This is a genomic window from Paenimyroides ceti (assembly GCF_030409925.1).
On the sequence record NZ_JAUFQU010000001.1, the window covers coordinates 2,150,764 to 2,168,322 of the forward strand.

The 17,559-nt window shown below is 36.0% G+C and carries 19 protein-coding genes, 4 tRNA genes, 1 rRNA gene and 1 pseudogene; 13 read left to right on the forward strand and 12 right to left on the reverse strand.

The features are described 5' to 3' along the window. Window positions 1-154: 154 nt before the first annotated feature. From QW060_RS10680 to QW060_RS10710, 7 genes are all read left to right on the forward strand, one after another. Window positions 155-445, forward strand: coding sequence for a WYL domain-containing protein (locus QW060_RS10680; RefSeq protein ID WP_290363570.1), 291 nt, complete (start codon window positions 155-157; stop codon window positions 443-445). Window positions 446-457: 12 nt separating this feature from the next. After that, window positions 458-676, forward strand: coding sequence for a hypothetical protein (locus tag QW060_RS10685; protein ID WP_290363571.1), 219 nt, complete (start codon window positions 458-460; stop codon window positions 674-676). A gap of 1 nt (window position 677) precedes the next feature. Continuing rightward, a complete protein-coding gene (locus QW060_RS10690; RefSeq protein WP_290363572.1) occupies window positions 678-2,627 on the forward strand; it encodes an ATP-dependent nuclease in 1,950 nt (649 codons plus the stop codon). An 82-nt stretch (window positions 2,628-2,709) separates the two neighbouring features. Next, a complete protein-coding gene (locus tag QW060_RS10695; protein WP_290363573.1) occupies window positions 2,710-3,108 on the forward strand; it encodes a hypothetical protein in 399 nt (132 codons plus the stop codon). Between the two features lie 102 nt (window positions 3,109-3,210). Beyond that, on the forward strand, window positions 3,211-3,381 hold the full coding sequence (locus QW060_RS10700; RefSeq protein WP_290363574.1) for a hypothetical protein: 171 nt from the start codon (window positions 3,211-3,213) through the stop codon (window positions 3,379-3,381). A 3-nt stretch (window positions 3,382-3,384) separates the two neighbouring features. Next, entirely contained in the window at window positions 3,385-5,433 is a 2,049-nt protein-coding gene (locus tag QW060_RS10705; protein WP_290363575.1) for an McrB family protein, read from the forward strand. Next, window positions 5,434-6,696 (forward strand): McrC family protein, encoded by a 1,263-nt coding sequence (locus QW060_RS10710; protein ID WP_290363576.1) that lies wholly within the window; start codon window positions 5,434-5,436, stop codon window positions 6,694-6,696. Between the two features lie 133 nt (window positions 6,697-6,829). Here QW060_RS10710 and QW060_RS10715 read toward each other — a convergent pair whose 3' ends face one another. Continuing rightward, window positions 6,830-7,027 carry a hypothetical protein gene (locus QW060_RS10715; RefSeq protein ID WP_290363577.1) on the reverse strand — a complete coding sequence of 66 codons (198 nt, stop codon included), beginning with the start codon at window positions 7,025-7,027 and terminating at the stop codon, window positions 6,830-6,832. A 158-nt stretch (window positions 7,028-7,185) separates the two neighbouring features. Between QW060_RS10715 and QW060_RS10720 the strand changes: the two genes are divergently transcribed. The 4 genes from QW060_RS10720 to QW060_RS10735 all read left to right on the forward strand — a co-directional run bounded on the left by QW060_RS10720 (window position 7,186) and on the right by QW060_RS10735 (window position 11,976). Continuing rightward, window positions 7,186-7,323 carry a hypothetical protein gene (locus tag QW060_RS10720; protein WP_290363578.1) on the forward strand — a complete coding sequence of 46 codons (138 nt, stop codon included), beginning with the start codon at window positions 7,186-7,188 and terminating at the stop codon, window positions 7,321-7,323. 86 nt (window positions 7,324-7,409) lie between these two features. After that, window positions 7,410-9,728 carry an AAA domain-containing protein gene (locus QW060_RS10725; protein WP_290363579.1) on the forward strand — a complete coding sequence of 773 codons (2,319 nt, stop codon included), beginning with the start codon at window positions 7,410-7,412 and terminating at the stop codon, window positions 9,726-9,728. Window positions 9,729-9,813: 85 nt separating this feature from the next. After that, entirely contained in the window at window positions 9,814-10,770 is a 957-nt protein-coding gene (locus QW060_RS10730) for a hypothetical protein (RefSeq protein WP_290363580.1), read from the forward strand. 453 nt (window positions 10,771-11,223) lie between these two features. Further along, window positions 11,224-11,976, forward strand: a complete 753-nt coding sequence (locus QW060_RS10735; protein ID WP_290363581.1) for a hypothetical protein — start codon at window positions 11,224-11,226, stop codon at window positions 11,974-11,976. Window positions 11,977-12,084: 108 nt separating this feature from the next. Here QW060_RS10735 and QW060_RS10740 read toward each other — a convergent pair whose 3' ends face one another. The 8 genes and pseudogenes from QW060_RS10740 to QW060_RS10775 form a co-directional block, all read right to left on the reverse strand. Continuing rightward, on the reverse strand, window positions 12,085-12,237 hold the full coding sequence (locus tag QW060_RS10740; protein ID WP_290363582.1) for a hypothetical protein: 153 nt from the start codon (window positions 12,235-12,237) through the stop codon (window positions 12,085-12,087). A 448-nt stretch (window positions 12,238-12,685) separates the two neighbouring features. Then, window positions 12,686-12,856, reverse strand: a complete 171-nt coding sequence (locus tag QW060_RS10745) for a GIY-YIG nuclease family protein (RefSeq protein WP_290364799.1) — start codon at window positions 12,854-12,856, stop codon at window positions 12,686-12,688. 10 nt (window positions 12,857-12,866) lie between these two features. Next, a pseudogene (locus QW060_RS10750) lies at window positions 12,867-12,938 on the reverse strand (GIY-YIG nuclease family protein); the annotation flags it as partial. A 59-nt stretch (window positions 12,939-12,997) separates the two neighbouring features. After that, window positions 12,998-13,072 (reverse strand) — tRNA-Val (locus QW060_RS10755). Window positions 13,073-13,319: 247 nt separating this feature from the next. Beyond that, window positions 13,320-13,394, reverse strand: a tRNA-Val gene (locus tag QW060_RS10760). Between the two features lie 137 nt (window positions 13,395-13,531). Then, a tRNA-Val gene (locus tag QW060_RS10765) sits at window positions 13,532-13,606 on the reverse strand. Window positions 13,607-13,758: 152 nt separating this feature from the next. Then, window positions 13,759-13,833 (reverse strand) — tRNA-Val (locus tag QW060_RS10770). Between the two features lie 85 nt (window positions 13,834-13,918). Continuing rightward, window positions 13,919-15,109, reverse strand: coding sequence for a bifunctional folylpolyglutamate synthase/dihydrofolate synthase (locus QW060_RS10775; protein WP_317623186.1), 1,191 nt, complete (start codon window positions 15,107-15,109; stop codon window positions 13,919-13,921). A gap of 147 nt (window positions 15,110-15,256) precedes the next feature. On the opposite strand from QW060_RS10775, the gene QW060_RS10780 reads away from it, so the two are divergent. Then, a complete protein-coding gene (locus QW060_RS10780; RefSeq protein ID WP_290363583.1) occupies window positions 15,257-15,970 on the forward strand; it encodes a MotA/TolQ/ExbB proton channel family protein in 714 nt (237 codons plus the stop codon). Continuing rightward, a complete protein-coding gene (locus QW060_RS10785) occupies window positions 15,951-16,343 on the forward strand; it encodes an ExbD/TolR family protein (protein WP_290363584.1) in 393 nt (130 codons plus the stop codon). The genes QW060_RS10780 and QW060_RS10785 overlap by 20 nt, the downstream gene beginning before the upstream one ends. 24 nt (window positions 16,344-16,367) lie before the next feature. Here QW060_RS10785 and QW060_RS10790 read toward each other — a convergent pair whose 3' ends face one another. The 3 genes from QW060_RS10790 to rrf form a co-directional block, all read right to left on the reverse strand. Further along, complete coding sequence (locus QW060_RS10790; protein WP_290363585.1) at window positions 16,368-16,907, reverse strand: DUF3828 domain-containing protein; 540 nt, start codon at window positions 16,905-16,907, stop codon at window positions 16,368-16,370. Between the two features lie 4 nt (window positions 16,908-16,911). Beyond that, complete coding sequence (locus QW060_RS10795) at window positions 16,912-17,268, reverse strand: CoA-binding protein (RefSeq protein ID WP_290363586.1); 357 nt, start codon at window positions 17,266-17,268, stop codon at window positions 16,912-16,914. Window positions 17,269-17,439: 171 nt separating this feature from the next. Then, a 5S ribosomal RNA gene (gene rrf / locus QW060_RS10800) occupies window positions 17,440-17,551 on the reverse strand. Window positions 17,552-17,559: the final 8 nt, after the last annotated feature.

Genomic DNA, 17,559 nt, shown 5'->3' on the forward strand with positions numbered 1-17,559 from the left:
CAACATTGATATATTATGTATATGGGCGTGCCCCTTCGGGTCGGGCTATCCGCTACAAGTCCTCGCTACGCTGCGGGCTTTACGCTACTATCCCTCACGCAGAGTACACACCAACAATCAATTATAAGTAACCATTTAAATAAAAAACAAAATCATGAACAAAAAAATTATTGAAGCAATTGAAAATCAGAAAGTAATAGAATTTTACTATGATGAAGAATTAAGAGTTGTTGAACCCCATTGCTATGGAGAAACAACAGCAGGGAACGAAGGGCTACGTGCATTTCAAATTGATGGATATAGCTCTACAGGAAAATTTGGTTGGAGAATGTATGACCTTAGTAAAGCCGACGATATCACAGTTACCGAAGACCATTTTGACGGACCACGCCCTGGTTATCAAAGAGACGATAAAGGAATGTCAGAAATTTATGTTGAATTATAAAAACTAAAAACAATGGAAAGATATAGAAATACAAGAGGAGATTCAGGAGTATCCGCTTATGAAATAGGAGCTGATTACATTAAAGTAAAATTTTCAGGAACATCCCGCACCTATACTTATAGCTACAGAAAAGCTGGAAGTAGCCATGTAGAAACCATGAAAGGATTAGCCCGAAGTGGCAGCGGTTTGAATAGTTACATTAACCGATATGTGAAAAATTTATACGATTAATATGAGATCAAAATTATTAAAAATATCTATTGGAAATCTTGGATGTATTGGCAACGAAGGTTTAACGGTTAGTCTTGATAATATTTTATGTCTTGTTGGTGATAACAACACAGGAAAATCAACTATATTAAGAGCTTATGAATTAGCTGTTGGTACTCAGATATACTCATATGATAAGGACTATTGTAAAAAATCCAAAGAAGAAAATACATATGTGGAAATCTCTGTCCATATACCCGAAGGAACGGCTAATATAGCTGAGAAGTGGAAAGAGAAGCAAGGAGATTTATTAGTTGTAAAAAGCAGATGGGAATGGGATAAAAATGGTTCTAAGACAAGAAAAACATATGACCCCGAATTAGAGAGCTATTCAGAGGACGGCAATGCTGCGGGGTTAGATAGTGTTTTTAATAGCAGATTGCCTGTTCCTTTTAGAATAGGTGCATTAGAGAATCCACAAGTAGAATTAAAGAACCTACTAAAACTTATAGTTGATCCTATTGCGGAGAATCTACGTTCACATTTAGATAATAAAGAATCTGAATTAAGCAAAGCATTAGAAATATTTACTGAGCATGCTCAAAAGCCAGTGGAAGAACATAAAGAGATTATTGAAAAAATCAGTCAAAGAATGACTAATAGCCATAACAAAATCTTCCCAAATCTTTCTGTTGATTTAAATATAGGAATGTCAGACTTGAAAGTTGACCCTCTCGATGCATTAATTAAAGGGTCTAAATTAAGCATACGGGAATTTGAAGAAAATATAGATTGGGATCAGCAAGGAAGCGGTTCTCAACGAGCATTGTTTTGGTCATTATTACAAGTTCGTTCAAGACTACAGGCGGTGAAGAGTTTTAAAGTCGATAATGAAAAGAAATTAAAAGCACTTGAGAAAGATATTAAAAAATTAGAGGGAGAAAGAGATAGAGCAAAAACAGATGCAACTAGAGAAACCAAACAAGCAGCTATTGATGACAAATCAAAAGAATTACAGCAGGCTAAAGAAATTGAAGTAGAAAAAGCGATGGACGAAAGAGATGGAGAGATATCGCTACCAGGTTACATGCTATTAATTGACGAACCAGAGATAGCACTTCATCCTAACGGTATCAGAGCAGCATCAAAATACCTATATGAACTAGCTAATGATCCATCTTGGCAGGTTATGCTTACGACTCATAGTCCTCTTTTTATTAATCCATTTGAAGATCATACAACAATAGTTCGATTATCAAGAAATAAAGGAAATCCAAATCCGAGTACATACAGATCAGACGAAATAACCTTTACAGAGGATGAAATTGACAATTTGAAATTATTGAATAGTTTTGATCAGAACCTTTCTGAAATGTTTTTTGGCCAATACCCAATAATAGTTGAAGGCGATACAGAGTATGCGGCTTTTGACAAAGTGATGCGGATGGAAAACGAAAAATATCACATCAATTACAAGCCAATACTTATCAGAGCTAGAGGAAAATTTACTATGGTTCCGTTGATTAAAATGCTGGCACACTTTAAAGTAAACTTTTCAGTATTGCATGATTCAGATTACCCTAAGAACAAAAAAGGTCACGTCAATAATGTTTGGACTGGTAATCAAAATATCTACAAGGAAATTCAAACTGCAAGAGAACAAGGGATACGTGTTGTACATAGAACTTCAATTTCAACATTTGAAGTTGCTCATGACAAAATTGAATTGGATGAACAAGGCAATTATCTTTCTGGTACATCAAAAGATAAACCTTGGTTAATGTATCAAAAAGTTAAAGATAATAATGAAATTAAAAAATCAGTAGAGAAGGTGTTGGACGATCTCATTGATTGTGAATGTAACGAAGAACCATTCGATAAACCTTTTTCTGAAATTCTGAATGAAAAATTTGCTGAGTGGGTTGCTTTAAATGAAATAAAGGATCCAAGATTTATTTTTAATCCAGGATAACAAGTCAATTGTAATAAATCATAAAAAAACTTTACACTATGAAGCATTGGAAGCTTCTATTCAATTAATTAAAAAATAAAAAATGGCAACATATCACGACAACAAAAAGACAAAATGGAGCGATTCTGGCGTAGCTTATCATGACAATGGTAAAACTGCTTTCTCTTCCTCTGGCATAGCATATCATGCGAATGGCAAGACGGCTTACAGTTCTTCGGGCATCGCTTATCATGATAATGGCAAAACCGCTCTATCTTCATCTGGCACGGTATATCATGCGAATGGTAAGACAGCATATAGCTCATCAGGAATAGCGTATCATGACAATGGTAAAGTAGCCTATTCTTCCTCTGGAAAATTTTATGATTCGAATGGAAAAGTAGTAGACAAAGCCAGCTTCAGCATAAGTTTAGGTAAAGGAATTACACTTCACATCATTCCTAATATAAAAATCACCGTTTACGGAAGAAAGATTAATTAACGGATTTTAACCCTACGTCCTTATTAATATTGGTATCTCAAAAAGATAAAAACAATGAATGTAAAATTTCAATAGTTATAAATAAAAAATCCGAGAAAAGCTTTGTATAATAAAATAGACATTATCTTCACCATGAAAGAACTCGATCTCTACTCCGAAGCAAAACCACGCTACTATCAGCTCATTCCAAATCGGGAGGATGGGCTGATACTGCTTGCTTTGTACCAAAAAAATTATACCCTAAACAATTGTTCAAACCTTTTAAAAGAATAATTAATGAAATTCAAACCTTCAGACATTACCAAAGAACACATACTCTCGGCCGTACACGAAATCGATCAGGAAAACATAAACCTAACCACAGGCACACGTTGGGAAGTTATCGTAAATGGCAAACCATACCCACCCAAAGAAATAATGCGGTATGCCCGTAAACAATACGATGGCTCATTAGACTGGCCTAATGGTGGGGGACCTCCAACCAATGACTATTTGACCAAGCTGGGGTTTGAAGTTCGTGAAAAAGGAAAAACATTTATTAATCTGAACGGACACCGCATATTCAAATTTTCAATGGGCGTATTCTATAAAACTCCCAGATACTACAAAGTCAATATAGTAGAAAGGCTCGAAAAAGAAAATTTAATTTCCATGCATGAAAACACGGGAAAAAGTCAGGCACAACTATTTAAAAACACTTTGGGAATAGGCGATTACGTATACATAACCTATGGAAAAGACAAACTAGGCTGTATTGCCAAAATCACGAGCGATGTTATAGAATTGCCATCAGACATAAAAAATGATCTAGACGAAGGCTACAAAGGGAGAAAAATAGAAATCATAGCCCAACCTGTACAGCCTAACACTTTAGACCTTGTAAAGCACAAAAAAGCATGGCTTCCCAGTGCAAATACAACAATCAAGCAAATCTTCAATTTGCAGGAAGCCAATGACATCCTTTTTAGTAAATACTATAATGTCGATGTAAGAAATAATCCCGAAACAAACACAATAACAACTATGAACACTACTCCTACCGATAAAAAACATCCCCTAAATCAAATCCTTTATGGTCCTCCCGGCACCGGTAAAACCTATGCTACCAAAGAATTGGCCATAAAAATTGCCAATCCGGATTTTAAATTCGATAAGACGTTGACAGACGAAGAGCAGCGCAAAAAAATCACAGACGAATACAAACGACTTACTGAAACAGGGCAGATAGTATTTACTACCTTTCATCAAAGCATGAGCTATGAAGATTTTGTAGAAGGCATAAAACCTGAAACATTAAACAACGATGTCGTATACAGCACACAACCAGGCCTGTTCAAACTGCTATGTGAAAAAGCAGGAATAAAAAGCAATTCTAACTTTGAAGAAGTACTAAAACGGTTCAAAGACGACGTTACAAACAATCAACCCTTTACCATACATACAAACAGGAGTAAATTTGATGTATCCTATCTTGGAGGAGTAACATTCAGGATAAACCCGCACGAATCAACGAATGACAACCCCAACTACCCAGCAAGTATAGAAAATCTGCTGAAATTCTATCAGACAGAATCAATAGAAGGAATTTATAACCCGAGCTATATCAGAGGTATTGTAAACCATCTGTATGAAAAATACGGCCTCATTAAATACAATACTGTTTCTGAATCGCCCGATAAAAACCATGTACTAATAATCGACGAAATAAACCGTGGTAATGTATCGGCTATATTTGGAGAACTAATCACATTACTTGAACCCGATAAACGCATAGGAGCTACTGAAGAAATCAAATTAAAACTACCCTATTCAAAAAATGATTTTGGCGTACCTGCCAATATCTACATCATTGGCACCATGAATACGGCAGACCGTAGCGTAGAAGCGCTGGATACGGCACTCCGCCGCAGGTTCAGCTTTGTAGAAATCATACCCGACTATAGCCGTATTGATAAAACAGACATAGAAGGAATCAATCTGGGCTTGCTGCTGGAAACCATCAATGACAGAATCGAAGCCCTATTGGACAGAGACCATACCATAGGACACTCCTACTTTCTCAAGGTTAAGGACAAAGCAGCTCTGGCGCACACATTCAAAAACTGCATCATTCCACTATTACAAGAATATTTTTATGGCGATTACGAAAAAATAAACCTTGTACTTGGCGATGGATTTATCCGTATCAATGAAAACAGCAACATAGAATTTGCAGGAAACAACCCATACCCAGGCTATGCGGACAAACCTAAATATGTATTTCCGGAACTGAACGAAAATAACATAGTAGGTGCTATCGAAGCACTTAAAATAAAAACCGTATAAATGACCAGGTTGAAAAACAGGATACAGGTTTTTGAGCACAACAAACTCATCATTGGCCGTCAATATGATGGTGTGCTATTTAGTAAAAAACACTATGATGCACTCTTTAAGCTAAATGAACTGCATAATGACAAATATTTCCGCCCATTACCCGGAAGTATTTATTTCAAACAATATGTAGGTGTCATACAAGTAGAAGGGCTAACAATAGAAATATTACCTAAAATAGACAAAGCCTCTACCGACACAAATCTATGGCAGGAAGTGTTGATAGACATGCTGCGTGTGGCTCGAAAAATCAAGGTCCAAAATACAGACAATGCAAATGTCGAAAAACAAAACAGACATCTGCTCGACATTTATTTTGAATGGTATCTCAACGAAGTTAAAGCCTTAATTCATGGCGGGCTTATCAAACAATATTATCAGCAAACAGCCAATGTAAAAGCATTAAAAGGAAAACTGGAATTTGCCGGACACCTCAGCAGAAATGCAGTTCATAAAGAACGTTTTTACACCACACATCAAGTATACGGCACAGACCACCATATACACCAAATCATCAGCAAAGCACTGGATATAATTGAACACTTTTCTAAAAACAGTTATATCTATAGTCTTTGCAAAACAGTAAAGGCATCTTTTCCAGAAGTTTCTCGTATTACGGTTACACCTGACACATTTAACAAACTAAAAGAAAACAGGAAAGCAGCACCATACAGCACAGCTCTGGAAATCGCTAAATTCATTATACTGCAATATGCACCCAACATAAAAAACGGAAATGAAAATATGTTGGCCCTCTTGTTTGATATGAACATGCTGTGGGAACAATACATATTAGCAAAGCTAAAAACTGCTGCCGCAAATAAAAACCTGATTATACACCATCAATGGGGGAAACCTTTTTGGAAAACAAATAAAAACAAGCCTGATATAGTAATTGAGAAAAAATCAGGAGATGAAAACCAGAAATATTTTATTATAGACACCAAATGGAAGAATATATCCGGTTCAAACCCCTCCATTCAAGACCTCAGACAAATGTATGCCTACAATGACTATTGGTCATCAACAGATGCAATGCTCCTTTATCCGGCAATTCATTCAAAATTTGACGGATTTGCAGAATTCAATCCCATTGCTGGCAAAACTGAGCATCACAAATGCGGTATTGCCCAACTATCCATTTTTTTACCAGACACAAACAAACTAAATCATGACATAGGTAATGAAATCTTAAAATGGTTTGGAATAAAGTAATTTCTTTTTAGAAAACAATGGCACACAAAGATCAAATACAATTATTAGAATACTGGCGCAATACCCTGGCCGATGGCTCACGGGTAGAAATAAAGGTAGACAAAACCATACACCTGCACAATCTGCCTATTGACTATGCCAAAGGCCATGTACCTTCAGCAGCTGCAACAATATTACTCGATGCCGTGGAGAAAAAACAAAACGAAGCAAAAGGGCGGTCAAACCAAAATGATCCCGATTGGGAAAAATTAGAAGAGACCAGCATCCTGATAACCCCATTCAGAGTAAGCCCCGATCCCGAATACACCAAATACTCGGGAGAAACAGGCATCAGCTATCCGTTCTGGATCAGAGCCCTGCTCAACAGAAGCGGATTTTTAAAACCCGATGAAGACACCTTCCCCTACATACCACGTACACATCTGGAACCACAGGTAAATGAAGCCGTAAACTTTATTTTTTCAGACGTAGACAAAATAGACAACGCATTTGCCAGACCCTTTGCAGGCGAAGAAAAATGGGCTGAATATTGGACCTATATTCAAGACTGTTTCCAACGGATTACCGGAATACAACTACAGGAATATGTTTCAGAAAATCATACCGTCAGTTTCTCAAACACCATAGTCGCCCATGAAAACCTTACAGCCGCAGCAGATGGCATCATCAGACTATACGACTACCTCATCCGTGAAAAAAAAGTACCGTCCTTATTGGAAAAACTGGCAGACAGATCCAACACACAACTAAAATCCCTATTAACCACCAACCACTTTGAAGACACATCTGCCACCCACCTTGGCCAGATGGCGCATACCTATCCCCTCTCCATCTCACAGAGAAAATCGCTTTACCATTTCCAAACCCTACAAAAAGGAGAAGTACTAGCCGTAAATGGCCCACCTGGAACTGGAAAGACAACCCTCCTCCAAAGCATAGTAGCAAACGAAGTAGTACAAAGTGCCGTAAAAGGACATGACCCCGCCGTAATCGTAGCCTGTTCTACGAACAATCAGGCAGTAACCAATATCATAGACAGTTTTTTCAGCGTAACCCAAAAACCAGGGCTGTTGTATGAACGCTGGTTGCCAAATCTAAAAGGCTTTGGCCTCTACCTGCCTGCACAAAGCAAAATAGTATCAGGAGACATACCCCATCTAAAACGTGTAGAAGGCAGATTGAGCGGAGCACATACAGATAAAGAAAATTATAACTATCTGGACATTGCAGAGCAAACCTATATTGAAAAATCGCAACGTTACCTCCAGCAGGAAGGACTGACTGTATCGAACATCACCAAACAACTACAAGCCACACTACAACAGAAACAAAAAGAGCTTCAGGAAGGCATCAAATTGTGGCAACAATACAAAACAATACCCGTACTCCTTCAAAAATTAGGTGCCACAACCACCAGCAGTTTATTCTCAGGACAAAAATTAGACGAAAAGACACTTGACCAGATAGAAACAAACATTAAAGACATAGAGCGAAAACTCAGCGACTATCTGGATCAGGAATCATTCTGGATAAAACTCTTTTCATTCCTACGTTTCGTAAAAGAAAAAAGAGCCATCCGACTAAAACAACTATTCCGTGATTGTTTGGTAAACTATGACACCGTAAACTTTTATAAAATCAGCTCCTTCCACCATTTTTTTGATGAAAAACTGCAAGTAATCCAGCAAATCAAAAAGCTTTCACAAGCCTGGAAAAACTGGAAACAAAACAACAACATTACATCCAATCCACCCATAGACGACGAAGGATTTAAAATGGCCGAACACAAAAAAGAAACCTACTTCTATGATGAGTTGGAAATGGGATTAAAACACGACCTGTTTTACCTCGCCATCCACTATTGGGAAGGACGCTGGATCATGGCCACCAAAGACCTCATACTGGAAGATAGGGTGTACAAAAACGGAGAAAGAGATGCCCGCAAACGCTGGCAACGCTTTGCCATGCTGAGCCCCTGCTTTGTTTCCACATTCTTCATGGCACCCAAATTCTTTTCCTACTCAAAACTTGTCAGAAACACAGAAACAGGAAGCGTCTGGGATACACCACCCCTGCTGGACTACATAGACCTGCTAATCGTAGACGAAGCCGGGCAAGTTTCGCCAGAAGTAGGCGCAGCCACATTTGCATTAGCCAAAAAAGCCTTGGTAGTAGGCGACACATTACAAATAGAACCCGTATGGAATGTCCCCGCCAAAGTAGACCATGCCAACCTGCATCGATACAAAGTAATAACCAACGTTGATGACCAGAAATCAATAGCCGATCTGCAGAGCAAAGGTTTTCTCAGCAGCGCCTGTAGCATAATGCAACTCGCCCAGAAAACCACCCCATATCAATTATATCCCGAAATGGAACGCGGCATGATGCTCACCGAACACCGACGCTGTTTTGATGAAATCATTGAATATTGCAACCGCCTGGCCTATCATGGCCTGTTGGAACCCAAAAAAGGTTCGGCAAAAAACAGCCCGTTTGCCCCAATGCAATTTCATGCAGTCAGCGGCATCTCCGTAATCAGGGGCGGTAGCAGTCGGGCAAATACAGAAGAAGCCACCGCCATAGCCCAATGGATACTCACCAATCAGCAGCAATTACTTAACCATTATCAGGACATAGAAAACAGCACCGCAGCAAAAGAAAAAAGATCGCAAAAGACGCTTCGCCTCGCAGACATAGTAGGCATAATCACCCCCTTTACGGGACAAAAACACGAGCTGGCCCTCACATTACGCCGTGCAGGAATCAACCTCTCAGGATTGACCATAGGTACCGTACATGCCCTACAAGGAGCAGAACGTCCCGTAGTCCTGTTCTCCTCCACCTATGGCACCAACGATTTAGGCAAAAGCTATTTCTACGACAGAGGAGTCAACATGCTGAATGTAGCCGTATCTCGTGCAAAAGATGTTTTTATTCTATTCGGCTGTAAAGAAATACTATCACAAAACGCTACAACTCCATCTGGGCAGTTGTATAGGTATATTGAGAATAAGATATCTGTTACTTAATTTATTTCATATAATATTTTTTCATATACAACTAAATAAACAGGGCTATACAAATATTAATGATTATTATTTTACACACATTTATATGAAAATAGCATACTACTTAAACGAGGGCAGAAAGAAAAACTTATATTGCCGTATTAATGATGGAGCAGAAAGAGTAACGTTCAGTCTGGAGCACACCATTGACCCAAAAGAATGGAATGCTAAAAAGGAAGAAGTAAAGCATGAAGATGTTTATTATTTTACATTGTTGAACTTCAAAAAATATCTCACCAACAGATATCATGAACTAAAGTCAGAAGGAAAAGAGAATATTTTGACTATACTAAAAAACGAAGCAGCTACATATCTTGACGATTCAGGCATTGAAGGAATTGCCCGGAAAATGTTTGACTTTGAAAATGAGAAAAATGGCTTGCCAAAATATAATGATTTCCTTTTAGCATTTGAAAAATACAGCAATCTTAAAAAAGGAAATTATACAGCCGAAGCTGTTGGCGGACTAATGCACTTTCATACAGATAAGGAGGTCTATGAAATAGATACTTACGAAGGAAAAACTGCCTTCCTGAAATCTATAATTGAACAGCGATCTTACGAAGAGATATATACCATGACCAACGAAAGCATATGGAGCGAAATTTATATTGATGCCGGTATTGAAAAACATGTTTTCCTGCCAGAAATGCTTAATGAATGGGAAAAATATTGGACTACTGAATACCAAAAAGTGAAAGAAACAGTTGGGAAAACAGCACATCTTGATGAAATGAAAGAAAAATCATGGCGACAGTTTCAGGTTTACATGGAATGCTATGATGATATTGGTGATATTATAGATTTAGCCTGTAAAATAGATAATGTAGCCCTTTACCCCATTGCAGTTATCACAATGATGCAAATATTCGATGCGGAAATCTGTTACCAGGAATATTGCGAACTGGAATTTGATAGCGGTGAAGAATGGGAATCTGTTTCTCTTGGCAATGATGAAGATTGGGACACCCCTGTATTTTTTATTAGAACTTATGAATTTTAAAACATAAAAATAATGTGGCATAACGATTATATTGATTCCGAATTCACCTCTTACCTAAACAGGCATTGCTGCGGTATAGTGCAGTTAAAAGATAAAATTGAAAAAATATCGGTTTACTTTGGGCTCGCCGAAGCTTTTTCAAATCATGCATGTCGATTCTATATAGACGTTGATTTTATTGATTATAAAAGTTTTTCCGATGAAGATAAAAGAAATGCCAACCAATTTTTCTACAATTCTCAAAATGCAACAGGAAGCAAATTTGTATCTTTCATTTACAAATCTCAAAGAGATTACCATATAGATATCGAAGTGGTGAAGTCCTTTATTTATCATTATCAGTTTGCCCAACATATCTTTGAGGGATTTATAAAGAATATACTTCCCCCTGATTGTGTTTTAAAAATAACTCCTTTAGAACAAGAGCCTTTCTTTAACTATATATCACATTTCTTGAGGCTATCCAGGTATTCCAATGAAGACAACAAACTTCCATTTAAAAAAGAATACCTGAAAGTTACTAACAGAGAATTTGATTTTGATCGTCATTATCACAAGGATTTGATTAACGCTGCTGTCAAAGAATTAACAAGTAGAGAAAATGTAGTGACAGATGAAGAACTCCATAATGCTGGCGGAGGCAATGTATCAGACATCAGGAGATTTGTCCTGGAAAATGACATACCATTTTCCGTTGGTTATTATACAGACGTAATCGATAATATCCAGATTGATATTTCAACCCTTAAAGAAAAAACAACCAACCATATAGCTGACTCATACTCTACCCTAAAACCTGCTGCAATCCTTAACCTGATAAAAAGCAAAGAAAATACCGTAATAAAAAAAGAGATGATTATCAGGGAGAAATGTGAGGCATTAGCGATTCAATTGGGAGATTACATCTATGTCGAAAACTCATATCCTAACGCTGATAGTGATATTTTGGGAATAATAAAAAGTATGGATTTAAACTACAGTAACGAACTGGAAATTCAATATATCACATTAAACAAAGACCTATCGGAAAGTCGTTTATCACTCAAGTCAACAAAAAATAATGAAATTATATACTCCCTAAAAGCAGAAATATTTCAAGAAGAAAAAGACAAAGGACTATTACAAAATAAAAATCAGCTAATACAACTTTTTAAAAATAGAGGAAGAAAGAATCCCACTTTCAAAACTAAAAGAAGAAAAAAATAAATTTGAAGACGCTCATTCTTATCCATCCAGCATTCATATTAATCACTTGTATATACAAAACACCACCTTACCATTATTAAACAAGCCTGCAAGCAAAAGTGCGAAAAACTAATTAAACTGTTTGACTCCAATTCCAATGAAGAGTACGTTGACCTTGACCATTTTTGATTCCTGAACTGGATAAGTTAAAGGCCACACAAACAAGAAGAAGAAAAATTTATACGCTAAGAAACCTGAATATTCGTAATATAACCATGACAAGCGAACGACTGGATTGGCCGCTAGAAAATTGCCAATATTCAAGTACTAAAGTTAAAAGTTAGATATGTCTTTTCGAACAAATAATATAGCGATTTCGAAATAGAAATGCAGTTACAATAGTTGCAGCCATTTTAAAAATGCTAAAGGCTAATCCGCGTTCGTATGAGCTAATTTTGTATATTAGTCTTATATACCAATATCACGTCCGACAAACCTTTACTTTTCTGATTATGTCGAACAAGTCTTTCATCTCAATTAGAAGTAAACCCTACATAGAATTTATTTTTGCTTTCGCTAAATAAGATGTAAACAATAAAAGTCATAAAATCTATATAAAGCAAAAAACTCCAAAATTAAAGAAATTTGGAGTTTTTAAATTTTGTAGGCGATGAGGGGTTTAACCCCCGACCTCTTCCGATGAAAATCGGAATGCTCTGAATCATCTCTTCTACTCTTTATTATTGATTAACTCTTGAATTTTAATCCTGCTTTTCCATGATTTAATCTGGAGCTCTCTTTTATGGGCAAGTTCCTTGGTTGAGTAGTGTTCGGTATAAACTATTTGCCAATCGTTTACATTTTCCCGTAAAACCTTTACTTTTCTGATTATGTCGGACAAGTCTTTCCTCTAAATTAGAAGTAAACCCTACATAGAATTTATTTTTGCTTTCGCTAAATAAGATGTAAACAATAAAAGCCATAGAATCTATATAAAGCAAAAAACTCCAAAATCAAAGAAATTTGGAGTTTTTAAATTTTGTGGGCGATGAGGGGTTCGAACCCCCGACCCCCTCGGTGTAAACGAGGTGCTCTGAACCAGCTGAGCTAATCGCCCTAATAATATTTTTAGTTTCCTGTATTTTAATGAACTTAGATAGGATGAGCTCGAATCCCGACAACTTCCGATAAAAATCGGAATGCTCTGAACCAGCTGAGCTAATCGCCTAATAATATTTTTAGTTTTCTGTATTTTAATGAACTTGATTTACTCGAATCCCGATCACTTACGATGAAAATCGGAATGCTCTGAATCAGCTGAGCTAATCAACAGTAAATATTTTAGGTTTATTAAAATAAAATTGTGGGCGATGAGGGGTTCGAACCCCCGACCCCCTCGGTGTAAACGAGGTGCTCTGAACCAGCTGAGCTAATCGCCCTAATAATATTTTTAGTTTTCTGTATTTTAATGAACTTGATTTACTCGAATCCCGATCACTTACGATGAAAATCGGAATGCTCTGAATCAGCTGAGCTAATCAACAGTAAATATTTTAGGTTTATTAAAATAAAATTGTGGGCGATGAGGGGTTCGAACCCCCGACCCCCTCGGTGTAAACGAGGTGCTCTGAACCAGCTGAGCTAATCGCCCTAATAATATTTTTAGTTTCCTGTATTTTAATGAACTTAAATAGGATGAGCTCGAATCCCGACAACTTCCGATAAAAATCGGAATGATCTGAACCAGCTGAGCTAATCGCCCTAATAATATTTTTAGTTTCCTATATTTTAATGAACTTATTGTGGGCGATGAGGGGTTCGAACCCCCGACCCCCTCGGTGTAAACGAGGTGCTCTGAACCAGCTGAGCTAATCGCCCTTACTTTCATCAAGTAAGCTTGTTGCTTATTGCGAGTGCAAATATAGAACGCTTTTTTTAATTTGCAAACAAAAACAGGAGTTTTCTATAAAATTTCTGCAACAACAAAAGTGCTTCCTCCCACGTAAATCATATCATTTGCCTGAGCCTTTACTTTTGCCTTTTCATAAGCAACTGGTATAGAATTACATATTTCAAAATCAAAACCAAATGCAGTCATTTTTTCAGCAAGTATATCGGTTTCCATTCCTCTCGGAATATTTGGTTTTGCTATAAAATATTTTGCTTCCAAAGGCAATAAAAGTAAAATTGCTTCCACATCTTTGTCATTAACAATACCAAAAACAAAGTACAATTTATCATATTTCTGTTCACGAACCTGCTGCATGGTTTGCTTGAGACCGTCTTTATTATGTGCTGTATCAGCAATAATCAATGGCTGATCTGACAACTGCTGCCATCTTCCCTGTAATCCCGTATTTTTTACGACATTTCTAAACCCTTCAATCTCATTCTCTCTGGAAATAGAAAAAAAGCTGCGCAATTGATCTATTACAACTTGCACGGTACGTTTATTATATTGCTGATAGTTTCCTTTTAAATCTGATTCGACCGATTTATAATTATCCATATCGGATGCAAAATACAAAGGAGCCTGCATTTCTTTGGCCTTTTCTAAAAATACATTTTTAGTAGTTGCGGTATATTCTCCTATAATAACGGGGGTCTCTTTTTTTATAATACCTGCTTTTTCAAAAGCTATCTCTTCCAGACTGTTTCCCAACATTGCCATATGATCCCATCCAATATTGGTAATAACAGATACTAAAGGTGAAATAATATTAGTAGAATCTAATCGCCCTCCTAAACCTACCTCAATAACCGCTACATCAACTTGTTCTTTAGCAAAATAATCAAACGCAAGTCCTACTGTCATTTCAAAAAAACTCAATTGCTTTTCCTGAAGAAATGCTTTATTTTTTTCGATAAATTCTATGACTGTTTTTTCCGGAATCATCTCGTTATTAATTTTGATACGCTCTCTAAAATCTATTAAATGAGGTGATGTATAAAGCCCTACCTTATATCCAGCCTCCTGCAATATGGAAGAAATCATCGAAGATGTAGAACCTTTTCCATTGGTTCCACCAATATGAATGGTTTTGATTTTTCGCTCAGGATGACTTAAATGTTCAGACAATAACCAAGTATTGTTAAGATCTTTCTTATAAGCAGCGGCTCCAACTTTATGGTACATAGGCAGTTGAGCAAACATCCAATCTAAAGTATTTTGGTAATGTGACACAATGAAATGATATTTTTTTGTGTTAGACAAAAAATTTTATTATTTAGCATCATTTTTGCTGTAATAAAACTATCTTTATTGCAAAAATGAAACTTTATTAAAAATAAATAAAACTTTATGCTTACTTTTTTTTTACAAGCTCCAATTGATTCACTAACACAAGCCACAGGGGCTGTTGTTGAAAATGTGACTACTCAAAAAGAACTGTCTATTTTAGAATTTGCCTTCAAAGGTGGGGTATTTTTGATTCCTATTGTCATTTTATTTATTTATACCATCTATCTGACGATTGAGCGTTATTTATTTATCAAAAAGACATCAAAAACAAGCAGTCACTTAATGAACAATATTGCTGCCCAGTTAAATACGGGAAATTTAGATTTAGCTGTTGCTTCTATTCAGAGAGACCAGACTTCTGAAGCTCGTGTTTTACAAGAAGGTTTATTAACTATTGGAAGACCAATTGCTGAAGTAGAATCAAACATGGAAAAAGTGGCAAATATTGAAATTGCTCATATGGAAAAGAAATTAGGACATTTGGGTATCATTGCTGGTATAGCTCCAACACTTGGTTTTATCGGGACTATTTCAGGGGTAATTAAGATTTTTTATAATATCTCAATCACTGAAAATATTAGTATCGCTAATATATCTGGTGGTTTATATGAGAAAATGATTAGTAGTGGTGCAGGTTTAATTGTAGGTATTATCGCTTATGCAGCCTATCATTTACTTAACGGACTTATTGATAACTTCTCATTAAATACTCAAAAAAATATTTTAGATTTTGTTAATGTAATACAACGTCCAAATGGCATTAAAGAGAAATAAGCGCTTTCAGGCTGAAATTGCCACTTCATCTTTGAGTGATATTATGTTTTTTCTATTGCTCTTCTTTATCATTATTTCGACATTAGCTAATCCGAATGTGATAAAAATGACGTTACCGAAAGCAGAAACTACTGAAAAAACAAGCAAACAATTAATAAGTATTTCTGTAACAGAAGAAAAACGTTTCTTTATTGACAAAGAGGAAGTAGCACCTGAAAATCTGGAAGCTATGCTGCTTTCAAAAATTGATTCCAATAAAGAACAGACAGTTGTAGTAAGAATTCCTTATAATTTACAGGTTCAAGATTTGGTAAATGTTTTACAAATAGGAGTAAAAAATAATCTGAAGTTTGTAATTGCAACCAATAAATAATTATTTAAACAGAAAAAGCACTTATTAATAAGTGCTTTTTCTGTTTAGTTCAAAACTGTAATTTATAAACTGCTTAAGATACTGCTGTGTAGAACCAAAAGTATTACTCTCTTTTTTAAAAAGAACATTGTCAATCTTCCAACGATTTTTCTCTTTTACAAGTAATACTTCGTCTTCCCATATTTCATCATATTTCTTATTTTCAAAGACCACTCTCACATTCGCCTTATCTCCTACAATATTTATTTTCTTAATTGTAAATGATGTATGCCCTTCATAGAGACTTGTAAAAATATCACCTTCAATTAGCAAAGGTTTATCTGTAGGATAAGCACTATTTTTAACAAGGATTTCATCTTCTTCCTCTATTTGCTCCGCTTTAATAATAAGTTCATACAAATTATGCGTTATATAGCGTTTATTTACCTCTCTAAAATCATGTTGATACTCAGAATAAAATTTATTTACAACTCTTGTAACTTTAGATTCTGGATTAGAACAATTGACAAATAGAATTGGAAAAAATAGCACTAAAAACAATTTCAGCAGGGATTTTCTTTTCATAAAGTTAGTATTGATTAGTACTTAATAAAACTAATGTACAAGCCTCTTCATAAGGGATATTATGATCTCTCAACAATTTATAAAACTCCGGATTTTCGGTTCCGGGATTAAAAATAACGCGTTTAGGATGTAATCCTACAACATAATCAAAATATGCTTCCTGTCTTTGCGGATTTAAATATAATGTGATGGTATGTATATCATCAAAAGCCACTTGCTCTTTATTAATTTTTATACCATTCACTTCTCCCTCTTTAGCTCCAATAGCTACCACTTCATGATTATAGTTCAATAGCTTTCTAATAGCCATGTTAGAATATCTTTGTACATTTTCTGAAGCACCTATAACCAATGTTTTCATAACTTTTATTTTTTAGTTATATCAAATATACAATTAAAGAAATAATTTTAAACAAATTTAAAGATATAGTAAGCTGAATAAATCGGATTAAACTCTATTATCGATAAAAAATTTCGTCTATTTAATTCCAAAAAAAAAATCCTCAATCAGATTATGATTGAGGATTCAAAAGAAAGGCAGCGACATACTCTCCCACATTAAAATGCAGTACCATCTGCGCTATCGGGCTTAACTACTCTGTTCGGAATGGAAAGAGGTGAGCCCCGATGCAATAACCACCTTAAATCGGTA